This is a genomic window from Myxococcales bacterium, from assembly GCA_016717005.1.
GTDB lineage: Bacteria > Myxococcota_A > Polyangia > Haliangiales > Haliangiaceae > UBA2376.
The window spans coordinates 514,965-530,414 of sequence record JADJUF010000001.1; the positions used below are offsets into that span (position 1 = coordinate 514,965).

Annotated in this window: 11 protein-coding genes; 5 read left to right on the forward strand and 6 right to left on the reverse strand. The window is 75.2% G+C overall.

The features are described 5' to 3' along the window. Nucleotides 1-2 precede the first annotated feature (2 nt). Nucleotides 3-1,172: a metallophosphoesterase gene (locus tag IPL61_02215; GenBank protein ID MBK9030148.1), complete on the reverse strand. Its 1,170-nt coding sequence runs from the start codon at nucleotides 1,170-1,172 to the stop codon at nucleotides 3-5. Further along, nucleotides 1,169-2,413, reverse strand: coding sequence for an MBL fold metallo-hydrolase (locus tag IPL61_02220; protein MBK9030149.1), 1,245 nt, complete (start codon nucleotides 2,411-2,413; stop codon nucleotides 1,169-1,171). Before IPL61_02220 ends, IPL61_02215 begins: the two co-directional genes overlap by 4 nt. A 64-nt stretch (nucleotides 2,414-2,477) precedes the next feature. Here IPL61_02220 and IPL61_02225 point away from each other — a divergent pair, with 64 nt between their 5' ends. After that, nucleotides 2,478-3,515, forward strand: coding sequence for a hypothetical protein (locus tag IPL61_02225; protein MBK9030150.1), 1,038 nt, complete (start codon nucleotides 2,478-2,480; stop codon nucleotides 3,513-3,515). Between the two features lie 204 nt (nucleotides 3,516-3,719). Here IPL61_02225 and IPL61_02230 read toward each other — a convergent pair whose 3' ends face one another. Both IPL61_02230 and lexA read right to left on the reverse strand, forming a co-directional pair. Further along, nucleotides 3,720-5,840, reverse strand: a complete 2,121-nt coding sequence (locus IPL61_02230; GenBank protein MBK9030151.1) for a hypothetical protein — start codon at nucleotides 5,838-5,840, stop codon at nucleotides 3,720-3,722. 300 nt (nucleotides 5,841-6,140) lie between these two features. After that, nucleotides 6,141-6,818: a transcriptional repressor LexA gene (gene lexA / locus IPL61_02235; protein MBK9030152.1), complete on the reverse strand. Its 678-nt coding sequence runs from the start codon at nucleotides 6,816-6,818 to the stop codon at nucleotides 6,141-6,143. 134 nt (nucleotides 6,819-6,952) lie between these two features. On the opposite strand from lexA, the gene IPL61_02240 reads away from it, so the two are divergent. The 3 genes from IPL61_02240 to IPL61_02250 are packed head-to-tail and all read left to right on the forward strand — an operon-like array spanning nucleotide 6,953 to nucleotide 10,679. Beyond that, nucleotides 6,953-7,849 (forward strand): hypothetical protein, encoded by an 897-nt coding sequence (locus tag IPL61_02240; protein MBK9030153.1) that lies wholly within the window; start codon nucleotides 6,953-6,955, stop codon nucleotides 7,847-7,849. Then, nucleotides 7,846-9,420, forward strand: a complete 1,575-nt coding sequence (gene murJ / locus IPL61_02245) for a murein biosynthesis integral membrane protein MurJ (GenBank protein ID MBK9030154.1) — start codon at nucleotides 7,846-7,848, stop codon at nucleotides 9,418-9,420. The genes IPL61_02240 and murJ overlap by 4 nt, the downstream gene beginning before the upstream one ends. A 35-nt stretch (nucleotides 9,421-9,455) precedes the next feature. After that, the gene (locus IPL61_02250) at nucleotides 9,456-10,679 is read left to right on the forward strand and encodes a GAF domain-containing protein (protein MBK9030155.1); all 1,224 of its coding nucleotides are present in this window, start codon (nucleotides 9,456-9,458) and stop codon (nucleotides 10,677-10,679) included. Between the two features lie 24 nt (nucleotides 10,680-10,703). Here the strand turns inward: IPL61_02250 and IPL61_02255 are convergent, their stop codons facing one another. Then, nucleotides 10,704-11,756 carry a ketoacyl-ACP synthase III gene (locus IPL61_02255; GenBank protein MBK9030156.1) on the reverse strand — a complete coding sequence of 351 codons (1,053 nt, stop codon included), beginning with the start codon at nucleotides 11,754-11,756 and terminating at the stop codon, nucleotides 10,704-10,706. A gap of 115 nt (nucleotides 11,757-11,871) precedes the next feature. On the opposite strand from IPL61_02255, the gene IPL61_02260 reads away from it, so the two are divergent. Continuing rightward, on the forward strand, nucleotides 11,872-13,845 hold the full coding sequence (locus IPL61_02260; GenBank protein MBK9030157.1) for a c-type cytochrome: 1,974 nt from the start codon (nucleotides 11,872-11,874) through the stop codon (nucleotides 13,843-13,845). On the opposite strand, the gene IPL61_02265 is transcribed toward IPL61_02260, so the two are convergent. Further along, on the reverse strand, nucleotides 13,772-15,403 hold the full coding sequence (locus IPL61_02265) for an alkaline phosphatase family protein (protein ID MBK9030158.1): 1,632 nt from the start codon (nucleotides 15,401-15,403) through the stop codon (nucleotides 13,772-13,774). The two genes, IPL61_02260 and IPL61_02265, sit on opposite strands and share 74 nt — an antisense overlap. Nucleotides 15,404-15,450 lie beyond the last annotated feature (47 nt).

Genomic DNA, 15,450 nt, shown 5'->3' on the forward strand with positions numbered 1-15,450 from the left:
CCTCACGCCGGGGCCCGCAGCACGATCCGCGCGATCTCGGGCGGCGCGCCGACGCGCACCGGCGGTCCCCAGTAGCCGGCGCCGCGGCACACGTACAGCGTCGTGCCGCCCTCGTGGTACAGGCCCGCGACCCGCCCGCCCTGCTGCAGCGCGACCACGTAGTGCCACGGCCACACCTGGCCGCCGTGGGTGTGCCCCGACAGCTGCAGCGCCACGCCGTGGCGGATCGCGTGGACGATCTGCTTGGGCTGGTGCGCCAGCAAGACCACCGGGTGCGCTGGATCGCGGCCGGCCAGCGCGGCGTCGTACCGCGGTGGCGCGCCGAACCGCCCGCCGCCGTGATCGTCGACGCCGGCGAGCACCAGCGCCGCGGCGCCGCGGCGGATCACGACGTGCTGGTTGCGCAGCGGCGCCAGGCCCAGGGTCGGCAGGTGCGCGCGCCACGGCTCGACCCCGGCGTAGAACTCGTGGTTGCCGGTGACGAAGTACACGCCCTCGGGCGCGCGCAGGCCGGCGAGCGGCGCGACGTCGTCGCGCAGCGCCGCCACCCGCCCGTCGACCAGATCGCCGGTCAGCGCGATCACGTCGGCGCCGATCGCGTTGGTCAGCTCGACCACCCGCGCCACGTAGGCGCGATCGATCGTCATGCCGACGTGGAGGTCGGTCACCTGCGCGATCGTGAAGCCGTCGAGCTCGCGGCCCAGGCCCGGGACGGTGACCTCGACGGTCGAGACCTCGGGATCGCCGAGCGCGGTCCGCACGCCGGCCGCGACCGTGGTCGCGCTCGCCAGCGCCGCGGCGCCACCGGTCATCCGCGCCAGCGCCAGCCGGCGGCCGTGATCGATCGGGGCCGCGCGCCGCCAGCGCCGCCAGCCGTGCGCCGCCAGCCGCCCGAGGTCGAGCGCGGCCAGCACGCCGACCGTGACCGCGACCAGCGCCATCCACGGGAAGCTGATCCAGCCCAGCGTCGGGCCCACCCATTCCTGGCCGGCGCGGTTGAGCCAGATCGTCGCCGGCACCGACAGCGCGAGCAGGGCGATCGCGACCGCCGCGGCGCGGCGCCAGCGCCCGGCCACGCCGGTGTCGCGCACGAGCCGCCGCCACAGGTACACGTGGAAGCCGAGCTGGACCGACGTGCCGATGACGATCGGCGCCAGCTGCCCCAGGGTCATCGGCCCTCGCTGGCCGCCGTGAAGATGCTCTTGGCCATCAGGCTCGGCTGCGCGGTCGCGCGCTGCTTGTACACCGCCGCGCGGATCGCGCGCACGCCGGCGTCGTCGGGCGCGGCCGCGGCCGCCCACTCGGCCAGCTGACACGCCAGCGCCAGATCGGTCGCGGCCACCGCCTCGGCCCGGGCCGCGAGCGCCGCGCCGCCGCCGGCCAGCGCCGCCACCTCGGCCGCGAGCGCGCGCTCGCGCGGCGGCAGCAGGTGGGCCGGGTTGCCGTCCCACCAGCCGCCGTAGCGGCGCCAGACGTTGCGGATGATGAACGCCGGATCGTCGTAGACCGGGCGCAGGTACGGCCGCTCGAGCAGCGCGCTCGGGATCGCGACCGACGCGACCACCTCGTCGAGGCAGAGCCCCTGGTTCATCGCGGCCACGGTCTGATCGTGGATCGTGCGCAGGAGCGTCGCGGTCTCGGCCAGGGCCTGGGCGACCCGATCGGCGCCGATGATCGGCGCGCCGTGGCCGGGCAAGAGCACCGCGGGCGCCAGCGCGCGCATCGCGTCGAGCGCGTCGGCCCACTCGCGCACGTAGCGCTGGACCTTCTGCGGGTTGCCGCAGTTGGGCGCGGCCCAGATGAACAGATCGCCGGTGCACAGCACGCGGGCGTCGGGCAGCCAGGCCCAGGTGTGATCGTCGGTCTCGCCGAGCGCGTGGTGCAGCTCGACCTTGACCTCGCCGATCGCCAGCTTCCAGTGGCCGCGGTAGGTGACGTCGGGGTAGCGGTACTCGGTCGGCCACCGGAGGCCCGGCACGCGGAACTGCCGGGTGTTGATCGCGGTGTTCCAGCCGGCGGTCAGCTTGTAGCGATCGAACCGGGCGGCGACCGCCTCGTGGGCGTAGACCCGGGGCCGCGGGCGCCCGGCCGCCACGGCCGCGTCGTCGAACGGCCCGACGCCCATCGCGTGGTCGACGTGCCCGTGGGTGTAGACCGCGGCCACCACCGGCGCGGTCCGCCAGCGCGTGACCTCGGCGAACACCCGCTGCGCGGTCATGAAGCTGCCGGTGTCGATCAGCCCGACGCCGTCGCCGCCGTCGATCGCGATCACGTTGGCGAAGTTGGCGAGGAAGGCCACGCCCGGCGCGACCTCGGTCATGGGCGTGCCCATGCCCCCGGTGATGATCGAGGTGTGGTCAGTCCGGGCCGCGCCGGTCCAGACCGACTCGGCCCACTCGAGCAAGGACGACATCGGGCCATGGTAGCGCGCGATCGCGGCGCTTGGCGGCCCGACCACGCCCCGGTACCATCGGCCGATGGTCCGTCCGTCCCTGGTCCTCGTCGTCGCCGCGGCGGCGTGCTCGTCCCCTGACGCCGGGCAGCCCGACGCGGCCGGCGCGCCGGCGCCCCTGAGCCAGCGGATCAACACGTTCGATCTGGCCGCGGGCCAGGAGTTGACCAACCAGTGCGTGAGCTGGACGCTCGACAACGACACGCCGCTGTTCATCAACGAGGTGAACCTGTCGACCGGCACCGGCTTCCACCACTCCAACTGGTTCTGGGTGCCGGAGACCTCCTACGCCGGCCCCGACGGCGCCTGGCGCTGCAGCGACCGCAACTACGACGAGGCCCTGGCGGCGGCGATGGGCGGCGTGCTGTTCGCGCAGACCACCCAGGCGGTCGACGAGACCCAGGCGTTCCCGCCCGGCGTCGCGATCGCGATCCCGCCCCACGCCAAGATCGTCGCGGGCGTGCACCTGCTCAACACCAGCGACGAGGCCCTGGTCACGCCGCTCGATCTCACGCTCACGCCGATCGCGCCGGCCGACGTCGTGACCCGCCTGGCGGCGCTGTCGCTGACCTACGAGGCGCTCGAGATCCCGCCGGGGCGCACCGCGTCGTTCACCGTCGACTGCCCCCTGGCGGCGCGGTTCGAGGAGGTGATCGGCGGCCCGCTCGACCTCAAGGTCTACTACGCGCTGCCGCACTACCACGACCTCGGCCGCAAGATCGACATCGTCGCCGGCGGCGGCCCGGCCGGCGACACGACGGTGTTCTCGACGATGAGCGCGATCGGCGAGCCGGCCGGCAAGGCGCTGACGCCCGCGTTCGATCTGACCGGCTTCCAGTCGCTGCGGTTCTCGTGCGAGTTCACCAGCGATCGCACCAACACGGTCCGCTGGGGCGTGGGCGACCAGGAGATGTGCGTGATGCTGGCGTTCATCGACGGCCAGTTCAACTGGGGCGGCGGCGTGCTGCAGCGGTCCCCGGTCGGCACGCCCGTCGACGACAACGGCGTGCTGCGCTACAGCCGGCCGTGCGAGCTGTACGCCCTGCCCGCGCACCAGTACTGAGCCGCCACGGAACGGCGGACCAGAGGGGGGGGGAACTGGCGGCGACAGGGCGGCGAGCCGAAGCCGGGGCCAGCACCGGGTCGGTCAGGCCGCACCGGGGAGCCGGAGCGGAGCCGACCCCGGGCCCGGCCGGAGGCGGCGCCGGAGCGAGCCGGGGAGCCGCGGCGCCGGAGTCGGAGCCGGAGCCAGCGCCGGCCCGTCGGCTCAGCGCACGATCGCGGTGGCGCGGTACTCGCCGGAGCGGGTCGCGGTCAGGACCACGCCGAAGCGGGCCTTGCCGGCCTCGACCAGGATCACCATCGCCGCCGGATCGGCAACGGCGATGTGGGTCTGCTGCGTGAACCTGGCCGCCGGCATCACGTCGAAGCGCTTGAGCGGGCCCGACTCGACCAGCAGGCCCTCGTAGACCTCCTTGAGCTCCTCGGGCCGCTCGGCCGCGACCGCGTCGCCGGCGTAGAACGGCGTGCCGCTGACGCGCAGCATGCGCGCGGTCGACGCCGACGAGAAGCCGGCCATCCACATGTTGGCGGCGTAGTCGACGTGCTGGTCCTTGGCCACCGGGCTCGGCGCCGGGGTGGTGTCGTCGGCCGACGGCGTCACCGGGCGCAGGCCGCGGCCGGGCTTGGCCGAGCGCGCGAGCTGGCTGTCGTCGAGCGGCTCGGCGTTGGGCACGCTCGACAGGATGTACGGCTCGACGTTGAACGTGCCGCACTGGCGCCAGTTGCGATAGAAGCCCCAGCGGAAGTACACGCGGCCGTCGGCGGAGCGGATCACCTCGGGCGTCTCCTCGAACGGCGACGCCGAGATCAGCGTGTCGATCGCGGCCACGTCGAACTCGAGCCGGCCCGAGCTGTGGGTGATCGTGGTCTTGTGGACGGTGCCGTCGGGGTTCACCGACGCCTCGATGACCGTGTACAGGTCCCAGTTGTTGAGCGGGTGGCTCGACGACTCGCCATCGAGGTGGGCCAGGAAGCCGAAGCCCCACAGCTCGTGGACGCGCCGGTGCATGCGCGCGATGTAGACCGCGAACGGCGACGCCCGGGTCTTGAGCGCGGTCTGGTTGCCGGGCTTGACGTCGGGCGTGAAGTTCTCGAGCGAGCTCTTGATCGCCTCGAGCTTGCGCTCCCAGCGGCCCTTGTGCGCCGACATCCGGGCCTTGGCCAGCACGGTCTCGCGGTCGGCCTTGTCCTTGCCGACCGCGCGCTCGTAGTCCTGATCGTCGAGCGGCAGGTTCAGGCCCGGCAGGCCCTTGGGCCCAGGCCGCTTGCCGTCGCCGCGCTTGTCGTCGAGCAGCTTGCCGCGCCCGCCGATGCCGCGCATCGCCAGCAGGCCCGGGTTGCGATCGCCGCCGTCGCCGTCCTGGCCGTCGTCGCCGGCCTCGCCGACGATCTGGCCCTTCGCGGCCTTGTCGTCGCCGCTCTTGTCGCTCTCGCGATCGCGGTCGGTGAACTCGCTCTCGGTGGTCTCGAGCGACGCGATCCGCTCGTCGGGGCCGCCGATCTCGGGGCTGGTAGTGTCGGGCGACTGCTCGCTCGGCGGGGTCGCGCCGTCGGCCTGCTTCTCGAGGTTGGTGTCCTTGGCCGCGGACTCCTCGGCCACGTCGCGGTTCTTGTCGGACAGGTGGGTCGCGTCGTCGGGCGCGTCCTTGACCTCGTTCTGATCCGGCACCTCGACCATGCGCAGGTTCGACGGCGGCGGCTGGACGGGCGGCTTGGGCGCGGCGGCCTCGGGCGGCGGCGGCGGCGGCGGGGTCGGCGGCTTGATCTCCGGCGGCGGCGGCGGCAGCGGCGCGATCGCCACCTCGAGCGGCTCGTCCTCGAGCTTCTCGGCCTCGATCGGCGGCGGCGGCGCCACCGGCCTGGGCAGCTCGGGGAGGCTGAGATCGGGCTGCGCCACCGACGGGACCCACGCCACCTCGAGCTCGCCGGCCGGCAGGCCGAAGCTGGCCAGGACCTTGCGGTCGACGAACATCATCGCGTCGCACACCAGCACGTCCTCGCCCCGCCCGACGCAGCCGTCCCAGCCCTCGAAGGTCATCTGGTCGCCGCGCACCGCGGTCAAGGTCACGTAGGTGTCGCGCGGCAGGTCGACCCGACAGGCCTTGGCGCCGGTGCAGCGCCGGAGCAGCCTGCCGCTGCCGACCTCGGTCACCAGCACCACGCCGTCGCCGTCGCCGCCGATCCCGACGGTGAGCGTCCACGGCTCCGGAGGCGGCACCGGCCGCAGCGCCTGGTAGGCCCCGGCCGCGCCCAGCTGGACCCCGGCCGAAACCAACAGCGCTGGCCCGATCAGCCAGTGCTTCCGGTACGGACGAACCCGGGCCACGGCTCAGTGTGACACGGCCGGCCCGCGGTGGGGACCAGTCGTGTTTGCAGGCGCTGGCACGGGTGCCACGCCCAGCCGCCAGGGTGTCCCACCGCTCGCCGGGTGTAGGTACTCCGCCACGCTCAGTTCGACGCCCGGGCCGGCCGCCGGGTTGCCCGCAGCGCGGCGACGACGATCGTGCGCCGCGTCGGTCGGCTGGAAGATCCTGGGCCTGAGCGCGCTGCCCAGCCTCCAGTTCTTTCCCTGACGAGACCGGGCGCGGATCGGTCCGGGCCGACGCCGCGCCGGCGGGCGCCGCGGCTACAGCTTGCGGTAGACGCCGACGACGATGCCGATGATGTCGACCGACTTGAACTCGGACTTGCGCACGATGATCGGCAGCATGTTCGTGTTCGCCGGCTGGAACCGGATGCGATCGCCCTCGGGGTAGTAGCGCTTGACCGTGGCCTCGCCCTCGATCATCGCCACGACGATGTCGCCGGTGCGCGCGGCCGCGGTCTTCTTCACGAAGACGTAGTCGCCGTCGAAGATGCCGTCGTCGATCATCGACTCGCCGACGATCCGCAGGCCGAACACCTCGCGGTGCCCGCCGAGCAGCACGCGATCGACCCGGACCGAGTCGGTGGCCTGCTCGACCGCGAGGATCGGCTGGCCCGCGGCGACCTTGCCGAGGATCGGCACCTCGGCGAGATCGTCGTCGTCGCTGATGAGGTCGACGTTGCCGACCGTGCGCCGCCGCTCGGCCAGGGACACCACGTTGGCCATCGCCACCGGGCGCATGGCCCGGGACTTCAGGTCCTCGCGGCGCAGGTGGCCCTTCTTCTCGAGGGCCTTCAGGTGGTCGTTGACGCCGTTGGTCGACTTGATGCCGAAGTGCTCGCCGATCTCGCGGAGCGTCGGCGGGAACCCCCGTCCGTTGATGGATTGTGAAATGAAATCAAGAATCTGCTGCTGGCGGTCGGTCAGAATGTCGGCCATCGGTCATCTCCCCTTCTCGTACCTGAACACAAGGACGGTACTGAACGCCCTATCACCTGTCAAATTTGCGAGCAGATATTCGTGGGCCGGGGCGCCCCGTGACACGGGCCCCGCCGCGACGGTATTGGTGGTCGATGCGCGTCGTCGTCGCCCTGGCGCTGTGCGCGTGCGCGCTCGGGCTGGCGCACGCGGCGACGCCGCGCCTGCGCGAGCTGTACCTCGCCGGCGACCTGGCGGAGCTGCGCCGCCGCGGTGAGGCCGCGCCGATCGCCGGGGTCCGCGACGACCTCGCCGCGACCGATCGCGCGACCGCGTACGCGGCGATGGCGGCGGTGGTCGGCCACGACGACGCGCCGCTGGCGTTGACCGCGCTGGCGCAGATCGCGGGCGGCTGGGATCGGGCGCGGGCGGCGCCGGCGACCACGACCGCGCGGCGGATCGTGGCGACCCTCGACGACGCCCGGGCGATCCGCGACGACCTCGACGACGATCTCCTGGCCGAGGCCGCAGCTGCGTGGCTCGCGGTGGCCGATCGCGCCGATCGATGGTCCGACGTGCGCGCCGGCGCGCTGGGGATCGCGGTGGCGCTGACCCAGGCCCGGGCCGCGACCGCGGCGACCGCACCCGACCTGCCGGCGCTGCTGGCGCCGCGCTACGTCGACGCCGACCCCGAGGTGCGCCTGGCCGCGCTCGAGAGCACGCCGGCGCCGGTGCCGGCCCCGCTGGTGGCGCCGACGATCGCGCGGCTGACCGGTGACCCCGTGGCCGCGGTGCGCCTGGTCGCGGCGCAGGTGCTGTGCGCCGTCGACGCCGAGGCGGCGATCGCCGCGATGGGCCCGGCCGGCCGGGCCGCCATGGTGGCCGCGGTCGCCGGGCCGCTCGATCGCCCGGGCGCGTTGCTCGACCTTGCCCGATGCCTGGCGGCCGACGACGATCCCGCCTCGGCCCGGGCGCTGGCGACCCTGCGGCAGCGGGCGCCGCGCGCGCTGCGGGCGCCGCTGGCGGCGCTGGCGCGACGGCCGCGCCCATGAGCGAGCGCCGGCTCGGGCGCGTCGCCGGCCTGGTGTCGCTCGCGACCTTGCTGTCGCGGGTGCTCGGGCTGGTGCGCGAGCAGGTGTTCGCGGCCATGCTCGGCGCCTCGAACCTGGCCGACGCGTACATCGCGGCGTTCCGCCTGCCCAACCTCCTGCGGGATCTGCTGGCCGAGGGCGCGCTGTCCCAGGCGTTCATCCCGTCGTTCCGGGCCGAGCTGACCCAGCGCGATCCCGCCGCCGCGTACCGGCTGGCCGCGCGCGTCGCCGGCAACGTGATCGTCGTGGTCGGCGGGCTGGTCGGGCTGGCGATGGTGTTCGCGCCCGGGCTGGTCGCCAGCATGGTCGGCGACTTCGACACCGTGCCCGGCAAGGTCGACCTGACCGTCACGCTCACGCGCGTGATGCTGCCGTTCCTCCTGCTCGCCAGCCTGACCGCGATCGCGATGGGCATGCAGCAGGCGCAGGAGCGCTACGCGGCGCCGGCGCTGTCGCCGGCGACGTTCAACCTGGTGGCGATCACCGTCGGCGTCGGCCTGCACGCGTCCGGCCTGCCCGGCCGCGGCGTCGTGATCGGCTGGGCGCTCGGCACGGTCGTGGCCGGCGTCGCGCAGCTCGCGGTGCAGCTCCCCGGCCTGTGGCGGCTGGGCTGGCGGCCGCGGCTCGGCCTCGATCTGCGCCTGCGCGATCCGGCGGTGCGGCGCGTGGTCCGGGTGCTGGCGCCGGCGATCCTGGCGGCGGCCGCGGTCCAGCTCAACGTCTTCATCAACACGATCTACGCGTCGGAGGATCCCGGCGCGGTGTCGTGGCTGGCCTACGCGTTCCGGTTCCTGCAGCTGCCGATCGGCGTGTTCGGGGTGGCGATCGCGACGGTGTCGACCACCCGCTACGTCGACGCCGCCGCGCGGCGCGACGACGCCGCGCTGGCCCGCCACGTCACCGACGGCCTGCGGCTGGTGGCGTTCCTGTGCGTGCCGGCGATGGTCGGCCTGATCGTCGACGCCGAGGCGGTGATCCGGCTGATCTACCAGCACGGTCGGTTCGCGCCGCGCGACACCGCCGCGACCTCGATCGCGCTGGATCTGTACGTGCTGGGCCTGCCGGCCGACGCCGCGGTCAAGGTCATGGCGCCGGTCTGCTACGCGGTCGACCGCACCCGCCTGGCGGTGATCGCGTCGGTCGTGGCGGTGGCCGGCAACCTGATCGCCAACGCCACGCTGCACCTGCGCTACGGCTACCGCGCGCTCGCGCTGGGCACCGCGATCGCGGCGATCGTCAACGCCGGCATCCTCTACGCCGGCATCCACCGCGCGATCGTGCGCCTGCCCGGCCGCGAGCTGGCCGCGCACCTGGCCCGGGTCAGCGCCGCCGCGCTCGGCATGGGCGCGTGCGCGTGGGTCACCGAGCGCGGGCTCGATCGCGCGATCGGTCACCACGGGCTCGGCGCGCGCGCGCTCGACGCGCTGGCGCCGGTGGTCGTGGGCGCGGCGGTCTACGCGCTCCTCGCTGCGTGGCTCGGCATCGCCGAGGTCCGCCCGCTGATCGATCGGCTGCGCCGGCGCGCGCGCTGACACCCGGGCGCCGGCCGCGGTGCTACCGTCCGGCCATGGGGGGCACCGATCGCAACCGGGTCGCGTTCGAGACCGCACGGCTGGCGCTCGCGCGGCTGCGGATCGGCGCCGACGCCGCCGACCACGAGGTCGCGCTCCTGGGCGCGCTGCAGCTGTGCGCGCACACGGTCAAGGTCGAGCGGGTCGGGTTCTGGCGCTTCGCGCACGATCGGACCGTGCTCGAGCTCGCCCTCGGCTACGCCCGGTCGTCGAGCGATCGCAGCTCGGGCGAGGTGCTGCTCGGCTCGCGCCACCCGACCTACTGGGCCGCGATCAACGAGCGCCGGCTCATCGCCGCGCACGACGCCCAGCACGACCCCGCGACCGCCGAGCTGGCCGCCCGCTACCTGATCCCGCTGGGCATCACGTCGCTCCTCGACGCGCCGGTGTTCCGCGCCGGGGAGCTGGTGGGCGTGGTGTGCTTCGAGCACGTCGGCCCGGCCCGGACCTGGACCGCCGACGAGCTGGCGTTCGCGACCACGACCGCCGACGTCGTCGCGATGGCGCTCGAGCAGGCCGACCGGCTGCTGGCCGAGGCGGCGCTGCGGGTCCAGACCGGCCGCCTGGCCGCGGCCGAGAAGCTCGACGTGATCGAGCGGCTGTGCCGCGGGCTGGCCCACGACTTCGCCAACGTCCTGCTCGCGGTCGAGCTGGTCGGCGGCCGCCTGGCCCAGCGCGGCGACGCCGAGCTGGCCGAGAGCCTGCGGGGGTGCGCCCAGGTCGGCGGCAACCTGGTCGGGCAGCTGCGCCGGTTCGCGGCCCGCGGCGAGGACGCGCCGCCGCGGCTGGCGGTGCGCGCCGTGCTCGAACGGATGGTGCCGATCGTGGTCACGCTGGTGCGCGACACCGCCGCGGTCGAGGTCGAGGTCGAGGGCCTGCCGCCCGACGCCGAGGCCGCCCTGGCGCCGACCCACCTCGAGCAGATCATCTTGAACCTGTGCCTGAACGCGCGCGACGCGATCACCGCGCCCGGCACGATCCGGCTCCGCGCCCGCGCCGACGACACGGCGGTCGTGCTCGAGGTCAGCGACGACGGCGCCGGGATCCCGCCCGAGCTGCTCGAGCGGATCTTCGAGCCGTACTTCACGACCAAGGCCAGCGGCACCGGCCTGGGCCTGGCCACGGTCAAGGCCATCGTCGACGAGGCCGACGCCGCGATCGAGGTCGGCAGCGTCGTCGGCCGCGGCACGACCTTCACGCTGACGCTGCCGCGCACGTGACGCGGGCGCGCGGCCCCGCGCGCGTCACACCGTGAAGATGGCCGAGCCCCAGGTGAAGCCCGAGCCGAACACCGTCGACAGCACCCGGTCGCCCTTCTTGACCTTGCCGGCCTTGCGCCAGTGGTCGATCGTCAGCGGCACGGTCGCGGCCGTGGTGTTGCCGTAGAACTGGATCGAGTTGAGGCACTTCTCGGCCGGCACCTGCGCCAGCTGCGCGACCTGCTCGTTGATGCGCAGGTTGGCCTGGTGCGGGACGAACCAGTCGATGTCATCCCAGGTGAGGCCGGTGTCGGCCAGCGCCCGCTGGGTCGCGAGGTTCATCTCGCGGACCGCGCGCACGTAGACGCGCTTGCCGTCCATCTGCGGGTAGATGTCCTTGTTCACCTCGAGATCGCGGGTGTCGTACGCGATGTACGGCGCCTTGGTGATGTCGAAGATCTTGATGTACAGGTTCTCGGCGCCGGTGCCGTCGGCGTGGACCTTGGTGTAGATGACGCCGCTGCGCGGGTCGTCGGTCGGGGCCGGCCCCAGGACGACCGCGCCGGCGCCGTCGCCGAACAGCACGGTCACGTCGCGGCCGCGGTCCGAGAAGTCGATCGAGTGGCTGTGGATCTCGGCGCCGACCAGGAGCACGCGCTTGTACAGGCCGGTCTTGATGAAGGCGTCGGCCATCTGCATGCCGTACAGGAACGCCGAGCACTGCTGGCGGATGTCGTAGCAGGGGCACGAGGTCTTCTCGGAGATCCCCAGCTTGCGCTGCAGGAACACGCCGACGCCGGGGAAGAAGATGTCGGGCGAGAGCGTGCCGACGATGATGCAGTCGATCTCGGCCGCGGCCACGCCGGCGTCGTCGAGCGCGCGCTTGGCGGCCTCGGCGGCCAGATCGCTGGTGGCGACGCCGGGCGCGACGTAGCGGCGCTCGCGGATGCCGGTCCGCTTCTGGATCCACGCGTCGTCGGTGGTCATGGTCTGCTCGGCCTGGCGCGTGTGGCTCCCGTCGAGGAACCGGAGCTCGTCGTTGGTGACGACGCGTTCGGGCACGAACGAACCAAGCCCGAGGATGGCGGTACGGATCATTTGGCCGTGGTACCGCGCGGCCCGCGCGACCGCCAACCAGGCGTCGTCACGAGTTGGTCACGGCGCGCTGGCGCACCGCGTCGGGATCAGGCAGCTTCCGAGGGTGCGCCCCTGGGTGACGTGTCTCACCGCGGTCGTCGTCCTCGGGCTCGCGCCCGCGGCGGCGGCGCCCCCCGACGGCCCGGCCCTGTACGACCGGCTGTGCCTGCCGTGCCACGGCGCGCGCGGCGACGGCCGCGGGCCGGCGGCGCCCTGGCTCGACCCGGCGCCGCGCGACTTCACCGCCGGCGCCTGGAAGTGGACCACCACCGGCGACGCCAGCCTGCCGGCGCGCGCGGATCTGCGCGCGACCATCCGCTGGGGCGCGCCCGGCGCCATGCCCGGCTTCGGCGCGACCCTGGCGCCGGCGGAGCTCGACGCGGTGGTCGACGTGGTGCTGGCGCTGGCGGGCCTCCCGCCGGATCCGACCGCGGACGCGGACGCCAGCGACGACGAGCGCGCCGCGGTCCTCGGACCGGGCGACGCGGCCGCTGGCGGGCGGCGCTTCGTCGAGCTCGGCTGCCCGGCCTGCCACGGCGCCGACGGCCGCGGCGACGGTCGGGCCCTGCCCAACCGGTTCGGCGAGCCGGCGCCCGCGCGCGACCTGGTCGCGGTCGGGGTCCGGCGCCCGGCGCCCGATCGAGCCGCCGCGGTGATCGCGACCCTGCGCCACGGCGTCGGCGGCACGGCGATGCCGTCGTTCCCGCTGACCGATCGCGACGCCGCCGACCTGGCCGCGTTCGTCGTCGGCCTGGCGGCGCCGCGCCCCGGCCTGCCGCCGCTCACCGCCGCGACGATCGCGCGCGACCGCGCCGCCCGCGCCACCGCCGGTGGCTATCGGCCCGGGGCCGACGACGATCCCGACGGCGCGCCGTTCGGCCACGCGCTGCCGCTGCAGGGCCCGGCGCCGGCCGCGCTGGCGCCGGCCCAGGCGTCGCTGTCGTCGCGGCAGTGCGCGCGCTGCCACGCCAAGCAGGTGCGCGAGTGGACCGGCACGATCCACGGCGCGGCGGCGTCGCCGGGCCTGCTGGCCCAGACCACGCGCATGACCGACGGCGCCGCGGTCGAGTCGTGCCTGCGCTGCCACGCGCCGCTGGCCGAGCAGCAGCCGCGCCTGCGCCCAGGCCAGCGCGTCGCCGGCGCCGCCGGGGACGACTACACCGCGAGCGCCGCGTTCGCTCCGGCGCTGCAGCAAGAGGGCCTGACCTGCGCGGCGTGCCACGTGCGCGCGTGGGAGCGCCTCGGCCCGAGCGGGCGCGCGCCGTCGCTGCTGCCGCTGCCGGGCTACCCGGTGCGCGCGCTGCCGGTCTACGAGCGCGCCGACTTCTGCATCGGCTGCCACCAGCTCCCGGCCCGGCTCGCGGTCGCCGGTCGACCGCTGCTCGACACCTACCGCGAGTGGCTGCTGGGCCCGTACATGGCGCGCGGCGTCCAGTGCCAGCACTGCCACATGCCCAACCGCGAGCACACGTGGAAGGGCGTCCACGACCCCGAGACGTTCCGGCAGGGCATCGCGGTGGTCGCGGTCGCGGCGCGCGGCCGCGACGGCGCCGTGACCGTGCGCGCGCGGATCACCAACGTCGGCGCCGGCCACTACCTCCCGACCACCCCGACGCCGGCGGCGTGGCTGTCGGTCGAGCTCGTCGACGCCACCGGCGCCCTGGTCCCGGGCGCGATCGCCGAGCGCCGGATCGGCCGGGCGATCCGCTTCGCCGGCGGCGCGTTCGTCGAGGACGAGGACACCCGCATCGCGCCCGGCGCCAGCCTCGAGCTGGCCGGCGCCTGGCGCGGCGGCGCGGTCGCGCGCGCGGTCGCGGCCCGGGTCCGGGTCCGGGTCCGGCCCGACGACTACTACGAGGGCCTGTACCGGCAGCGGCTGCGCGGCCGGCTCGCGCCCGACGTCCGGGCCATGTTCGAGGCGGCGCTGGCCCGGGCCGAGGCCAGCCCCTACGTCGCGTACCAGGACGACGTCGCGATCACCACGGCAGCGCCGGCTCGGTCGCCGACGCCGGCGCCGGGATCCCCAGCAGCGCCGCCACGGTCGCGGTGACCGCCAGCGCCGACACCGGCGCGGGCTCGGTGCGCGCGCGGGCCCCGGGCGCGTAGACGATCACCGGCACGGTCCGATCGTCGTCGGACGGCGCGTCGTGCGACGTGCCGGCCGGGAAGCTGGTGACCAGGCCGCCGTCCTCGGGCCACACCAGCAGCTCGCCCGACTCGTCGGGCACGGTCGACAGGCACGCGCGCCGCGCCCGCTCCGGCTGATCGGCGCACGCGCCCGGCACCATCGGCACGACCGCGAGGACGCCCGGCACCGCCGCGACCGCGGCCGCCATCGCCGCCAGCACCTCGGCCCGCCGCGGCGACGCCGCCAGCGCCGGGCGGACGTAGATCATCGCCGACGACACCGCCGCCACCCAGTCGCCGTCGCCGAGCAGCGCGGTCGCGGCGGCCTCGGCCGCGGCCTCGATCGTCGCCGGCGGGATCCGCGGTCCGCCGGTGCGGTCGGGCATCCGGGTCGCGCCGTGATCGCTGGTCAGCACCACCGCGTAGCGGCCGCGCCCGACCCGCACGTCGAGCACGTCGAGCAGCCGGCCGAGCTCGCGATCGAGCCGCCGCTCGAGATCGAACATCTCCCACGACTCCTGGCCCCACTGGTGGCCGACGTAGTCGTGGGCCGACAGCGACAGCGCCAGCAGATCGGGCACGTCGTCGGCGCCGAGCTGCTCGCCGGCGAGCGCCGCGATCGCCGCGTCGACCTCGATCGTGTCGAGGAACGGCGTCAGGCGCAGGGCCTTGGCCGGATCGCCCATCGCCGCGAGCCGGTGCGGGAACCGCGCGTCGGTCTCGCCGGGGCCGTCGTCCTCGACGCCGGTGGCGGCCGCGACCGCGGCGGGGTCGTCGAGCGCCCAGACGTCGTCGAGCACCGGCGCGATCGGGTGGGCCGCGCCGAGCGCGACCGCCCACGCCGGGACCTCGCCGTAGGCCACGCTGGTGGTCATCGCGACCGCGGCCGGCTCGTACCACAGCACCACGTCGGGGCGGCGCCCGGCGACGAAGCACGCGGCCCGGGCCTTGCCGCCGATCGCGACCGAGCGCCCGCGCCCGCCGGTGGCGGTCCGCAGCGCCTCGGCCAGGCCGTCGACCCGCAGCGCCGCCGACGACGCGCCGGCGACCTTGGCGAGGCGTGCGCCGTCGAGCCCGAGCACCGGGCTGGCGGGGTCGTCCTCGGCGGCGCGCTCGACCCCGGCGCCGCGCCGGTACCAGGCGTTGGCGACGACGCCGGTCACCGCCGGCGACGCGCCGGTGCCGATCGCCGCGTGGCCGGGCGCCGTGAACGTGATCGCGTACGGGTACTCGGCCCGCGCGAAGTGGACGCCGTCGGCCAGGAGCCGCGCCAGCCCGCGGGTGTACGCGCCGCGCCGGGCCGCGAGCCCCCACGCCGGCAGCTGATCGATCACCACCAGCACCACCAGCCGCGGCGCGGTCGCCGGGCCGGCGGGGGCCGGCGGCGAGGTCGTCGACACCGGCGTCGACACCGGCGTCGACGCCGGCGTGCACGCCAGCGCGGCGCAGGAGAGCGAGAGCAGGGCCGCGGGCGAGCGCACGCCCGACCCTACACCGCCCGCCGATCGCGCGTGACGCCGCGGGCGGC